The sequence below is a fragment of the Enterococcus sp. DIV1420a genome (genome assembly GCF_051712165.1).
Taxonomy (GTDB): Bacteria; Bacillota; Bacilli; order Lactobacillales; family Enterococcaceae; genus Enterococcus; species Enterococcus faecalis.
This window is the reverse complement of record NZ_JBIOOI010000001.1, coordinates 1,372,116-1,384,304: the sequence shown is the minus strand read 5'-3', so window position 1 is coordinate 1,384,304 and position 12,189 is coordinate 1,372,116. Positions and strand designations below refer to the sequence as shown.

Annotated in this window: 14 protein-coding genes and 1 pseudogene; 3 read left to right on the top strand and 12 right to left on the bottom strand. The window is 34.7% G+C overall.

The genetic code is table 11. The annotated features are described in order from the left end of the window. Positions 1-6: 6 nt before the first annotated feature. From IGI80_RS07005 to IGI80_RS06960, 10 genes are all read right to left on the bottom strand, one after another. Positions 7-510 (bottom strand): hypothetical protein, encoded by a 504-nt coding sequence (locus IGI80_RS07005; protein ID WP_438723089.1) that lies wholly within the window; start codon positions 508-510, stop codon positions 7-9. Positions 511-524: 14 nt separating this feature from the next. Continuing rightward, on the bottom strand, positions 525-878 hold the full coding sequence (locus tag IGI80_RS07000; RefSeq protein ID WP_438723087.1) for a PTS cellobiose transporter subunit IIA: 354 nt from the start codon (positions 876-878) through the stop codon (positions 525-527). 18 nt (positions 879-896) lie between these two features. Beyond that, positions 897-2,879 (bottom strand): BglG family transcription antiterminator, encoded by a 1,983-nt coding sequence (locus tag IGI80_RS06995; RefSeq protein WP_438723085.1) that lies wholly within the window; start codon positions 2,877-2,879, stop codon positions 897-899. A 16-nt stretch (positions 2,880-2,895) separates the two neighbouring features. After that, on the bottom strand, positions 2,896-3,210 hold the full coding sequence (locus IGI80_RS06990) for a PTS cellobiose transporter subunit IIB (RefSeq protein WP_010766735.1): 315 nt from the start codon (positions 3,208-3,210) through the stop codon (positions 2,896-2,898). Positions 3,211-3,233: 23 nt separating this feature from the next. After that, entirely contained in the window at positions 3,234-4,667 is a 1,434-nt protein-coding gene (locus IGI80_RS06985; protein WP_438723082.1) for a 6-phospho-beta-glucosidase, read from the bottom strand. Between the two features lie 805 nt (positions 4,668-5,472). Continuing rightward, positions 5,473-6,225, bottom strand: a complete 753-nt coding sequence (locus IGI80_RS06980; RefSeq protein WP_438723080.1) for a class II aldolase/adducin family protein — start codon at positions 6,223-6,225, stop codon at positions 5,473-5,475. A gap of 17 nt (positions 6,226-6,242) precedes the next feature. Further along, a complete protein-coding gene (locus tag IGI80_RS06975; RefSeq protein ID WP_438723078.1) occupies positions 6,243-6,509 on the bottom strand; it encodes a hypothetical protein in 267 nt (88 codons plus the stop codon). A 25-nt stretch (positions 6,510-6,534) separates the two neighbouring features. Next, positions 6,535-7,929, bottom strand: a complete 1,395-nt coding sequence (locus tag IGI80_RS06970; protein ID WP_438723077.1) for a PTS galactitol transporter subunit IIC — start codon at positions 7,927-7,929, stop codon at positions 6,535-6,537. A gap of 36 nt (positions 7,930-7,965) precedes the next feature. After that, the gene (locus tag IGI80_RS06965) at positions 7,966-8,265 is read right to left on the bottom strand and encodes a PTS sugar transporter subunit IIB (RefSeq protein WP_438723075.1); all 300 of its coding nucleotides are present in this window, start codon (positions 8,263-8,265) and stop codon (positions 7,966-7,968) included. A 46-nt stretch (positions 8,266-8,311) separates the two neighbouring features. Further along, complete coding sequence (locus tag IGI80_RS06960; RefSeq protein WP_438723074.1) at positions 8,312-8,770, bottom strand: PTS sugar transporter subunit IIA; 459 nt, start codon at positions 8,768-8,770, stop codon at positions 8,312-8,314. A gap of 288 nt (positions 8,771-9,058) precedes the next feature. Here IGI80_RS06960 and IGI80_RS06955 point away from each other — a divergent pair, with 288 nt between their 5' ends. Both IGI80_RS06955 and IGI80_RS06950 read left to right on the top strand, forming a co-directional pair. Further along, a complete protein-coding gene (locus IGI80_RS06955; protein WP_438723073.1) occupies positions 9,059-9,820 on the top strand; it encodes a DeoR/GlpR family DNA-binding transcription regulator in 762 nt (253 codons plus the stop codon). Then, positions 9,817-10,788 (top strand): 1-phosphofructokinase family hexose kinase, encoded by a 972-nt coding sequence (locus IGI80_RS06950; protein ID WP_438723072.1) that lies wholly within the window; start codon positions 9,817-9,819, stop codon positions 10,786-10,788. Before IGI80_RS06955 ends, IGI80_RS06950 begins: the two co-directional genes overlap by 4 nt. Before the next feature lie 217 nt (positions 10,789-11,005). Here IGI80_RS06950 and IGI80_RS06945 read toward each other — a convergent pair. Then, positions 11,006-11,347, bottom strand: a pseudogene (locus IGI80_RS06945) (hypothetical protein); the annotation flags it as partial. A 15-nt stretch (positions 11,348-11,362) separates the two neighbouring features. Continuing rightward, a complete protein-coding gene (locus IGI80_RS06940) occupies positions 11,363-11,647 on the bottom strand; it encodes an FAD-dependent oxidoreductase (protein WP_438723070.1) in 285 nt (94 codons plus the stop codon). A 232-nt stretch (positions 11,648-11,879) separates the two neighbouring features. Here IGI80_RS06940 and IGI80_RS06935 point away from each other — a divergent pair, with 232 nt between their 5' ends. Continuing rightward, entirely contained in the window at positions 11,880-12,062 is a 183-nt protein-coding gene (locus tag IGI80_RS06935) for a DUF805 domain-containing protein (RefSeq protein WP_438723427.1), read from the top strand. Positions 12,063-12,189: the final 127 nt, after the last annotated feature.

Sequence of the window (12,189 nt, the reverse complement as noted above, 5' to 3'; positions counted from 1 at the left end):
CCCCTTTCATAGATACAACGATTTTTCATATTGTTTAATACATTGATAGTGCTTGTCATTATTGCTACTGATATCTCGTAAACGATGTTGAATCCATAAACATAAAAAACAACCAATTAAAAGTACGGCCACAATAAAAGTACGGCCATTTATTCCTTGCTTCATAAAAGGAAACAACACTTGGAATAATGGCGTAAAAGTGGCTAGTAACAATCCAACATTGACGATTAACTGCAACCAGTAATACCCCCTTGTCCGCGGTGTTATATTTTGAGGTGTACTGTACAATTTTGCTTGTTCAAAGACAGCTGGTAAAATACTGAGAATTAAAAGAGCTGGAATAAAAATCATTTTTCCTTGAACTAAAAACAATGCAATCAACCAGTATAAATTAATAAAGAAAAAGCCCGCGCTCAGATAAAGAACGAAAAGATAACGATTAAAATACATTGTTTTAAGACTTAGCTTTTTACGATTTAAATTGAGGGCTTTTTTATCGGCATCTTTCATGATTTTACCTCCTTTTAATTTTTTATATTTTGTGCAATTTGCTCATAAAGACATTTCATTTCTTGGGCAACTTCTAGTAAGGTCATCGTCGTCATCAAATGATCTTGTGCATGAACCATGATAATTTCCATTTCAATTTTTTTTCCGCCAGCATAATCTTTTAATAATGCTGTTTGCGATTTATGTGCTTGTAAAATTTCCTCATTTGCTTCCGTTAAGAGCTGATCTGCATGACTAAAATCACTTTTTCTCATAGCTGCAAATGATTTATGAATAGTAGTACGGGCGTTACCGCTGTTTAAAATAATCTCAAAAGCTGCCACTTGAATTTCTTCACTACTCATAACCTTTTCAATGTCTTGTGTCATAATCTTCCTCCTTCCTTTTTACATTAGTTGTAAAAATAGTTGCCTAAAATTCGCAAAAGTTGGTTCTGCTAACATTTTTTCCTGAAATGATAAACAATCTACTAACTTCACAATCGCTTTAGTCATAACGGTAATTTCTTTATTTTCAATATAAGAAGGAGAAATCAAAAAGACAAAATGAATTTTCTTTTCTTCATCCCAGCTCATTCCCCCTGGAATCAACGCTACAGCAATTTTGGTAGATATCCCCACCGGTAGCGCCGGATGCGGGACTACAATACTTTCACTAAAAATAATCTGTCCCATTTGTTCACGGTGATTAATTTGTTCTAATAATTCCTTGGGATAATTTTCAGCTTCATTAATACGTAATAATTCTGCCAATTCTTTTAAAACCTGCTTTTTGGTTGGCTCAACGTCATAGAGTTTAAAATATTTTTCTCCCATCTGTTCCATGAGCATGTTTTCTTTACACTGATTTTTTATATCATTTAACCTAAGGATTGTTATCTGCCGGCTTTTGGTACTAATTTTATGAATCGCTTTACGAATTCTTGAAACATCATCATCATTTAGAAAAACACTAACCTGAATAACTGGAATGAGAAAAACCATAGCCGAAAAATCAATAGAAGAAATGATTAAATCTACATCATTTAAACTAGTCTCGTTAATTTCATAATAGCCCTGAACATTGGTAACTGTAATATGATTATCAAATTCATTAACAACTCGATTTTTTAACAATTGTGCGCTGCCATAACCAGTAGCACAAATAATCAAAGCTTGGACCTTTTGCATATCTTTTGCTTTTTCCATCGCCGCCATTACGTGTAAAGTTAAATACGCCCATTCATCATCGGTAATTTGATAATCCTTTAAAACTGGAATCTGACCTAAATATTTTTTAGTCAACTCAAAGGCCTGAGGATAATTATTTTTTATTTCTCCTGTTAATGGATTATCCAAAGAAATTTTTCTTTCTAGTCGAACTAACATCGGCTTTAGATGATCCAATAGGCCACTTTTCAGCTGGTAATCTTCGCTTAGAGAATAACCTAGACTGTTACTTAATAGCGCAATAGCCTGTGTTAATGCTCCTTTTAGTTCTTGATTTTCTTTTCCAACAGGATGATTTGATTTTGCCATTAAGTGTAAGGCAAGATAAGATATCTCTTCTGAGGGAAATGCAATTTTAGAAGATATCTCTATCCGGATGACTATTTTTCTAGCAACTTCATATTCTATCTTTTCAGAAATGTCAGCTGTTATCCCAAGTTCCTTAATTTCAAAACCTTCTTTTAAACGCTTAATACTTAAGGCAATATGCAGAACTAAATTTTGAATTATAATGTCAGATATTTTTAATTTAGCCTCTCTAATCTCATCCAAAATAATAATCGTCAATTCTTCAAAACTAATATCTTGAAAAAGTGGACTATTACCTAGATATTTTTTAAGCGAATTAGTATAATTTTTCCCAAAAAAAGTATCTAAAATAAAATGACGTTTACTCCGTTCATCACCCTTAACAAAAAGACCCACACCATGCTTTGAAGCAAGTGTTAATGTGTATGGTTTTAGTTTCTCTTTAATTTTTTGCATATCTTTACTCAAAGAAGAGCGACTAATAAACAATTCTTCAGCCAAGTCATCTAAATTTATTGTTGCCTCTTCAAGTAACAGCTTATTTAGAATATAATTTCCCCGATCTGTAATATCAGAAATTAAGGGGGGCTTTTCTTCATTAATTAAGGTAATCTCTTGTTTTGCCAAAAAAAGATCAAAATTCAATTTATTGACAATGGTCAAACAATAACCATAACCTTGTTTGGAAGTGATCACGCCCCCATTTTCTACAACAAGTTCTTTTAGACGCGTGATATATGTGCGGACTGTACGGTCAGACAATGACAACTCAGAGGCCAAATGCTGGCTAGTAACAAAATCATCTTGATACTGGATTAAGCGCAAGAGCAATTCTCTTTCCTTTGGTCTCATTATCTTCCCTCATTTTCTAAATATTTTCTTCAATAACTTCACTTAATTTTTGAATACCCGTTGGAATTGGCACATAGGCTTGAAATGGAATACTAACGACAGGTTTACCAACTTCTGAACCTAATTTTTTAAATTTATCTAAAAACATGGTCGTTTGTGGCGAAATTAAAAATAAATCAAAATCACTCGTTTTAATCATTTTGTCACCTTCTGTCGCAGAGACAGCATCAACAGCAATTTCTTCTCCTTTATTTTTAAAGTATTCTGTTGTTTTTGCTGCCATCATTGAAGATGACATCCCAGCTGCACAAATTATTAAAGCTTTTTTCATATCCATACACTCCCTAAATTTATCTAAATTTTTTCACCATTTGCTTTTATCACTTCTTGATACCAATAAAACGAATCTTTTTTACTTCTTTCTAAAGTTCCATTGCCTTTATTATCTTTATCAACGTAGATAAAGCCATAACGTTTTTCCATTTCTCCCGTTCCAGCCGAAACTAAATCAATACAGCCCCATGGGGTATACCCCATCAAGTAAACCCCATCTTCAATTACTGCTAACTTCATTTGTTCAAGATGTGATTTTAAATAGGCAATACGATAGTCATCATGGACACTACCATCTGCTTCTTTTTTATCGTAAGCACCAAAACCATTTTCGACAATAAATAATGGTAAGTGGTACATGTCTGTAAACCAGTTTAATGAATAACGTAAGCCAACAGGATCGATTTGCCAGCCCCAATCAGAGGCTTTAACAAATTCATTACGTACTAAATCTTTTGTTTCGTCATAATCATAGTGAACATTTTTTCCATGGTGAACAACTGCATGAGACATATAATAACTAAAACCGATATAATCGACCGTGCCTTCTTTCAATGCTTTTTCATCTTCACTTGTAAAATCAATTTTAATTCCTTTACGTTCCCAATACTTCAAGATGTGATTTGGATAAAAGCCATGAACATGAACATCACAGAAGTAATAACGTTTCTCCATTGATTTTAACGACATCAATGCATTTTCAGGCTTGTCATTTAACGCATATAATGGGGCAAAGGCAATCATACAGCCAATTTGAAAATCTGGATTAATAGATTTTCCAATTTTTACCGCTTTGGCACTAGCAACAAGCTCATAATGAGCAGCCTGATACATAATGGCTTCTCTATCTTCTCCTTCTTGATAAAAAATACCAGAGTTTGTAAATGGGGCAAAATCTTCATGGAAGTTTGCTTGATTATTAATTTCGTTAAACGTCATCCAATAGTTCACTTTATCTTTGTATCGTCTAAAGCAAACTTCAGCAAAGCGGAGGAAAAAATCAATTAACTTGCGATTACGAAATCCACCGTACTCTGTTACTAAGTGATAAGGCAATTCAAAATGTGATAACGTTACTACTGGTTCAATATTATGTTTAAGACATTCATCAAATAAGTCATCATAAAATTTCAACCCCGCTTCGTTAGGCTCTGTCTCGTCCCCATTAGGAAAAATTCGTGTCCAAGCAATTGATGTTCGAAAACATTTGAAACCCATTTCTGCAAAAAGGGCAATATCTCCTTTATAACAGTAATAAAAATCTATTCCTTCATGATTTGGGTAATATTCGTTTGGTAAGACACCATCTGTAATGGCACGGTATTGGGTTGGGGAACCTACAGTCATAACGTCAGCAACACTGACACCTTTGCCACCAGCTTGCCACGCACCTTCCAATTGATGAGCTGAAACTGCCCCACCCCAAAGAAAATCTTTTGGAAAACTCGTTGTCATTTCTTCTCCTCCTTATTTGTTATTTACATGTATAGTATATTTCGAAACCGCTTTCTTAACAAATGAAATATTTCCTTAGTACTCCGGAAAAAAATTCCATTATCCTCTTTGAAACAGTATCTTTATAAAAACATCGAATTCGTCTGTTTTCTCCTTATTTCATAAAAAAATAGCGAAAGATAAGCTTGACGTTATCTAATTGTGATATCAAATTATTAGGTATTGGATTTACTTATTTTATTATTTATATATTATAGAACTTTCTACGAACTAAAAATCCTTGTCAGACAGACAAGGATTTTTAGTTCGTTTACTATTTCTCAAATAGTAAAGTTATTTTAATCTAGTTTGCTCTCTTTTTATTATTTTTTGTGTGCTAAGAAAAGTCTTAAAAACTTTTCTATCTCCTTCAGTATAAAAAGCCCATACTACCTGCCAACAAAACTCTGGTAAGCATAGCAAGTGTACATACACTTGCTGGGTAGTTACCCACTAATCGAAAAAAAGAGCGGGAAAGTTCCCTGTTCTTTTTCCATTTTGGTGCATGTTCCAAAAAACTGGTATGTTCACTCAAAATTTTGGTCTACTTACCATGTGCCCATGTGTGAAAATCACACGTTTATTTACCGCGTCCAAGATTGTGATTGAAAAAGCACCTACTTGTTTAAATTCATTTTAACTTGAATTCAATAAGTGGTGCTTTTTTGTCTCAGTTTATTTGGGTAGTTCCATTGTTAAAAAGAAGAACTTTAATTTTCTAGAAAAAGTAATTTCCATATTTACAATCTAAAAATTACTTGTATTTTTAATCGCCACCCGAAAAAATCTCTTCACGATTATAGATTGGTGTACGCCTTTTCAAATCTTCAAGTGTCCCCACTTGTTTACCTTTTGAGTAGTAGCCGTCTAATAGGCCTAATGATTGGAAAATCGTTTGTTTGTAAGCAATCTCTGCATTCCATTCTGTTGTATCAAGGATTTGTAAGGCTTTATGGATCGCTTCAATACCTGTTTCACCTGGAGCGCTGATCAATACACCGTGGCTGTTCAACAGCAGCATATTAGGCAGTTCCAGCTTCTCTTTTTCCATATAGTTGGAGACGAGCTCCGCTAATTCTGGTGAGCAATTCGGTTCAAAATCAAGCACAGGTACATATCCGATCTTTTGTGTTGCCTCTGTCAGATTCGGCATGTCTAATCCGGCAGTAGCCCAGAACATTGAATTAGGCGCATGGGCATGCAACACCGATTTGATTTCTGGATTTGTATCATAAACTGCCTCATGTAAATTAATTTCCCGCGTCAGTTTTCCAACGCCGTCTATTACTTTTCGTGTATGAGGTTCAACTACTAAAATTTGCGCTGGTGATACTTCCCCTAAATAGGCTTCCGACATCATCGTTGGCGTCATAATAATATATTCTTTACCGTCTTGATCCGTTGTTTTGAATGAAAAATTACCGCCTGCGACATTTGTGTTCTTTCTTGTAAAAATCAATTTCACAATTCGTGCTAAATCTTCACGCTCTCTCTCAAAAATCATCCGTCCATCTGACATAGTTGAGACCACCTTTTCTATTTTTTGAAAATTTTTTTACTAGTAATAGCCTTTTGTGCCGCTTGCCTAACCTGCATCGCCTCTTCGTATTTTTTCCTTCGGCGTTCGTCGTATTCCTTGAAAAGCACAGGATTTCCATATTTATAAACACAGATGGCAAGGCCGATGGCAATAAAATTGAAGATTATTTGCTGCATCATAAAGGCTAGGATAAAGCTTATGATCGCAAGAAATAGAACAAACAGCCATTTAGTTTTCTCTTTATTTTCGCTTCTCTTACTCATTTACTTTACCTGCCCTTCAATCACACTATTCCCCTGCGACTTTTGCATTCCTGACTTTTTTATCTGCTGTTTCTTCATATCTTTGGCTTGGAACTTTTGCTTTGTTCATATATTTGTATAGCCAAACGAACATCCCAATAAAGACAACCGCACTAACGATTCCTAAAATATTTCCTTTAAAGGCTTCCGCAAACAGAATTCTAAATTCCGGTCCTTCGATTGAAGACCATGTAATCTGCTGACCTTTTTTGATTCCTTCCACCGCTCCTGTTTTATCTGCTAAACCTGTTAAAATTGGTGTTAAGTACGTTGCCGAATACAGGTAGATTGGCATTGAAATGACACCCATGATCAGCATTCTAACAAGATTCCCGCCAGTCAGCAGCAGACCGCCTACTGCGATCGAATAATTGATAATACCAGCTAGCGGCAATACCGCATTGCCTGGTAAAATAATCGCGTAACCAATAAACACAGGAACTAACAGAATCGCCGTAACCCAAATTTCAGAACGACCAGCCAAAACCGGCCAGTCTAATCCGATATAAACTTCACGATCCTTAAAGCGTTTTTTCATCATTTCCGACATTGCATCTGCCAGTGGAGAGAGTGATTGCATAAACATTTTTGAAATCATTGGGAATAACGCCATCGCTGTTGCAATTTGGATCGCTAAATTCAATGAACCTGACACACTATATGCTGCAGCCAGCCCAAGACCCAGACCGATAATGAAGCCCATCACAGAATTTTCAGAGAAGACCCCGATTTTTTTCTTCAATGCTTTGGTATCTGCCCGCTTATTAAAGAACGGAATCTTGTCCATGATTACATTGATTGGCAATAACAATACGGCCGAAATATTCATTAAATGCGTAACTGTTACAAAAGGAATACCAGTCAAATCCTCAATATGACGCTGGAACATATCCCCCATCTTCAATTCTAAAATGACTTGAACGATTGCCGTAGCAAAACCGGCTATCAAACTACCGCTAATAAAGTAAACAAGATAGGCGGTTAAGGCTTTTCCCCAAATATTCCACATGTCGACATTCAGCGTTTTGGTCCAATTTAAGACCAACATCACAAAATTCACACCAAGTACTACTACAAAGAATACAAAAGCATACGACCAAGACCATGTGATACTGGCTGCACCTGTCCATCCTAAGTCTAGCGCCGGCAGGTTAATCCCAGTATTTTTCGCTAAGGCTTCTGATGCTGGACTGACAGCATTGGACATAAAGCCAATGACCATAGACATGCCGGTAAAGGCGATCCCTAAAGTAATCGCTGACATAAAGGCCTTCTTGAATTTCATTCCGGCAACAAGTCCTAAAATCAAAATAATCAATGGAACAAAAATTGCTGAACCTAACCCTAAGATATAATTAATAATGTCCTGAAATATTTCCACACTTCTCACTTCTTTCCCTACTTATTTTTTTGTTCGTTATTCAACCAACGCCTTGATATCATCATAGATTTGATCAGCACCCATCCCCGTTAAAAATGGGATTCCAGGGAAAACCTTTACGCCAAGCTTATCAGCCTTCTCCAACACCTCATCATCTGGTTGTGCGACATAAACATAAATTCCAGTGGATGGCAGTTCATTTTGAATTGATTTATAATCCACTGCTTCAACCGGGAAATCAATTCCATCATCTTCTAACAAACTAGCGATCTTACTAGCAATCGTTTGACTCGTAGCTACTCCACTTCCACATGCAACAATCAATCTTCTTTTCATCTCAAATTCCTCCAGCTTCTATAATTTATTGTGTTTAAACTTCTGATTAAATATTTTGAGTAAATAATTGATAGATCTTTATTTTGTCCTTTTCTTGCATAAAGGCTGTAACAAATTCTTCTTTCATAAATAATTCCATAAACGCTTGAAGCAATCCGACCTGTCCTTTAGGATCCTTGATACCAAGGAAAAATAAGTTCCTTACCCCCATTTCCTGACTGTCCCCCATCTGCTTAACCTTTACCTCATTTTTCAGCCTTGCAATGTAAACAAAGGGGCTTTCGATATATTCAGGATTGGAATGCGGCAAAGCAATATTTAGATGCTGCGTAATCAGTCCTGTAGGAAATTGTCGTTCCCTCATAGTGATTCCCTTCATATACCCTTCATTGACAAAGCCCAAAGCCTTCAATTCTGCAGCAATTTTCTCGAAAACCTCTGTATAACTTTCCCCATCAACTTCAAGATTGATCAGTCGCTCATCAAACATCTCTTTATAGTTCATTGATGACCTGCTCCTTTCCAACATTTATTGAAATATTTTGTTAATATTTGTTAACTTATGTTTTACAATGTAAATATACAACGCTTAAATTTATTTGTCAACGCTTTCTTTTCTTTTTGTTTCAAAAAAAAAGATTCATTAAATGAAATCACAAGACTTAAACAAACATTAACATAGATGAACATTTTTTCCTTGCTTTTTCCGACTTTAAATGTTATTAATTAATGTATAGACACGGTCGAATGAATTATGATCGATTGTAAGAGTTTACTTATACGAGGTGATTTCATGTTAAAAAAAGAGCGACAAGAAAGAATTTTGGATTTGTTACACAAAAATGACTACTTATCCATTCCAGAAATATCTTCAAATTTAGGTGTTTCGGATATGACGATCCGCAGAGACATCAATGAGCTTGCCGAACAATCTTTATTAGTAAAAATCTACGGCGGTGCGCAAAAGCTTGAAAAAGTTGAGCAGGAACTCTCCACTCAAGAGAAAATTGATACAAACGTTCCAGAGAAAAGGTTTATCGGAAAAGTGATGAACAGTATTATTTCAGATAACGATACGATCTACATCGGCGCTGGAACGACAATGCTTCATGCCCTGCCAGAAATCAAAAAAGCAAACTTATTTGTCATCACAAATAGTCTGCTGGCTTTTAATTATTTGATTTATAACACGGATTATCGTGTGTTACTAGCTGGCGGTGAATTCTCACGAACGACTGAAGAGTTTTATGGCGAAATTGCGGAAAAAAGCTTTGACAACTTGAATATTGATATTGCCTTTGCGTCTACCAATGGCGTCTTTGATAACAACATCACTACTGCCAATTCAATCGAAGGCTCGATTCAACGGGTGGCCTTTGCTCACTCTCGCAAGAAGTGTGTTGTTGCTGACAGCTCTAAATTCAATCGTTCAGATGTTTATACTTTCTATTCATTGTCTGATATAGACTATTTAGTGACTGACTATAAATTATCAAATAGCTTAAAGGAATACTATAGTACCTTTGTAAAAATCCTTAAGGAGGAGAAAAAATGATTTTGACCATTACACTAAATCCCTCAATGGATTACACTTATTTTATTCCTTCATTAAATTTGAACCAAGTAAACCGTGTAGAAAATCCCCCCACATCAATTGGTGGCAAAGGTGTCAACGCCGGCAGGGTAATTGCGCAATCCGGTGAGAATGTCATATTGACTGGTGTTCTAGGTGGTCCCGTTGGAAAAATGATTTTGGATACCTTGATTGCTGAAAATCGTTACCAGCTCGAATTTTTGACGGTTGATGGCAACTCACGAAACGCAATTACCATCATGCATAATGGCAACACTCATACTGAACTAGTAGAGAAAGGACTTTATCTTAATCAAAAAAATGAGCAGCTATTCTTTGAACATGTTGCTCATCTCTTAAATAAATACACGATTAATGTAATTTGTATCTCAGGATCCGTAAATTCTGATGATCCTAATTTTCATCTCCACCTGCTGAGCTTCATTCGATCGATTGTAGGCGAGCAATTTCCAATTTTAATGGATATTTCCGGTGAGCAATTAGAAAACATACTCACCCAGCAGATCGTTCGTCCCAATTTTATCAAGCCTAATATCCATGAATTAGAAGAATTAGTTGAAAAAAAAATCCAAACAACGGAAGAAATTATTGCTATCTTGCATAAACCGATTTTTGATAATATTGAAACAATCATGATCTCTCAAGGCGAAGATGGTGCGATTGTTAAACACAATTCAATAGTCTATAATGTAAAAATTCCAAAGGTGTCGATTGTGAATACTACCGGATGCGGTGATTCTACCGTTGGCGGAATGGCATTCGCTATAAGTAATAACTATTCATTTGAAAATTCGATCAAATATGCAATGGCTTGCGGTATCTCCAACTCTTTATTCGAAACAAATGGTACTATCGATAAAGACCAGACCTATCGCTTTATGGAAAATATCCATCTAGTAAAAATTAATGAACTAAGTGCCAATAAATAATAGCTACTAAAAATCGCTTTTTCTTTTGTACTAATATGCATATATAACTGCAAAAATTTTTGACTTCTATGACATTATATTTGAATCAATATCTTAGATACATTTTAGTAAAGATAATTAAACCATTCTTTTTTCTGATTTTCAAATGCCTGTTTAGTTAGATAGTTAATCTAACCAAAAATTTAATTAAGACTATAAAAATCTTCTACGTAACTAATCAAACTCTATAATTTCTGATGTTGGTATTTTTACCAACATCTTTTTTATATGAAAAATGAATTGGTAATCCCATTCCGATTTCAGCAGTATCCATAACTGCTTCTGAGAGTGTTGGAAGTCCATGAATAATTAATGAAATATCTTCAAGAGTTAAATAGTTTTCAATTGCCATTATTAACTCAGTAATTAAATCACTTTCATTTACTCCTACAATCTGAGCTCCAACTAATTCTTTTGTATCACTTAAATAAACTAATCTAACAAAACCACTTGTTTGATTTAACGTTATAGTGCGTCCATTTGCCTGTAATGGAAATTGGCTAACACTGACATTAAGTTTCTCAGTTTTTGCTTTTTATTCAAATAAACCAACCATAGAGACTTCTGGATCCGTAAAACAAATAGATGGGATACAGCGATAATCTTTAATAATATTCTCTCCTGCAATGACACCAGCCGCAATTTTAGCATCATAACTCGCTTTATGAGCTAAAACTAAACCAGTTACTACATCTCCAATGGCATAAACATTACTTACAGAGGATTGATATTTATTATTAACCTGAAGTAAACCATTCTTTTCGAGTTTCACGCCTATTTTTTCTAGATTTAGTTTCTCTGTATTAGGTCTTCTACCCACTGTTACTCAGTTATAAACTATAATAAAATTAGATAATTTCAATAAATAACAAAGAGGGTGTATTTATGGAGAATCTATTCGATTATAAGAAAAAATACAAAGATTAGATTTTTGGAAAGTTAGTTTTTGTATATTTTTTGCTGGCATTATCTTAGAAGGTGTTTCTAGATTAGCATTCAATAAAGCAACGCTAGTTTAGTACTATTGGCAAGATTTTTTCTTAACTGGGCCAATATTACATTTAATCCTTAATTGGTTGATGTTTGCACTTATGCTAATTTCTTTTTATTTCCCATTTAAACGACTACAAGATACTAACTTAAATAAATGGTTAGTTTTATTAAATGTAGTCCCCTATTTAAGTTGTATTCCATTCTTAATTTGTCTATTTAAAAAAGGAGCATCAAAAGATTAAGGAACTGATCCAATAAGCTTAGACAAAATAAAAAAGCACCTCTTGTTGAATTCAAGTTAAAATGAATTTAAACAAGTAGTTGCTTTTTCAATGGTAAATCGCGTATCTTATCCGATTCACATCAAAG

What these genes read in the sequence shown, in the direction of transcription:
- IGI80_RS07005 (WP_438723089.1), bottom strand. Translation starts at nt 510, where the DNA reads ATGAAAGATGCCGATAAAAAAGCCCTCAATTTAAATCGTAAAAAGCTA.
- IGI80_RS07000 (WP_438723087.1), bottom strand. Translation starts at nt 878, where the DNA reads ATGACACAAGACATTGAAAAGGTTATGAGTAGTGAAGAAATTCAAGTG.
- IGI80_RS06995 (WP_438723085.1), bottom strand. Translation starts at nt 2,879, where the DNA reads ATGAGACCAAAGGAAAGAGAATTGCTCTTGCGCTTAATCCAGTATCAA.
- IGI80_RS06990 (WP_010766735.1), bottom strand. Translation starts at nt 3,210, where the DNA reads ATGAAAAAAGCTTTAATAATTTGTGCAGCTGGGATGTCATCTTCAATG.
- IGI80_RS06985 (WP_438723082.1), bottom strand. Translation starts at nt 4,667, where the DNA reads ATGACAACGAGTTTTCCAAAAGATTTTCTTTGGGGTGGGGCAGTTTCA.
- IGI80_RS06980 (WP_438723080.1), bottom strand. Translation starts at nt 6,225, where the DNA reads ATGTCAGATGGACGGATGATTTTTGAGAGAGAGCGTGAAGATTTAGCA.
- IGI80_RS06975 (WP_438723078.1), bottom strand. Translation starts at nt 6,509, where the DNA reads ATGAGTAAGAGAAGCGAAAATAAAGAGAAAACTAAATGGCTGTTTGTT.
- IGI80_RS06965 (WP_438723075.1), bottom strand. Translation starts at nt 8,265, where the DNA reads ATGAAAAGAAGATTGATTGTTGCATGTGGAAGTGGAGTAGCTACGAGT.
- IGI80_RS06960 (WP_438723074.1), bottom strand. Translation starts at nt 8,770, where the DNA reads ATGAACTATAAAGAGATGTTTGATGAGCGACTGATCAATCTTGAAGTT.
- IGI80_RS06955 (WP_438723073.1), top strand. Translation starts at nt 9,059, where the DNA reads ATGTTAAAAAAAGAGCGACAAGAAAGAATTTTGGATTTGTTACACAAA.
- IGI80_RS06950 (WP_438723072.1), top strand. Translation starts at nt 9,817, where the DNA reads ATGATTTTGACCATTACACTAAATCCCTCAATGGATTACACTTATTTT.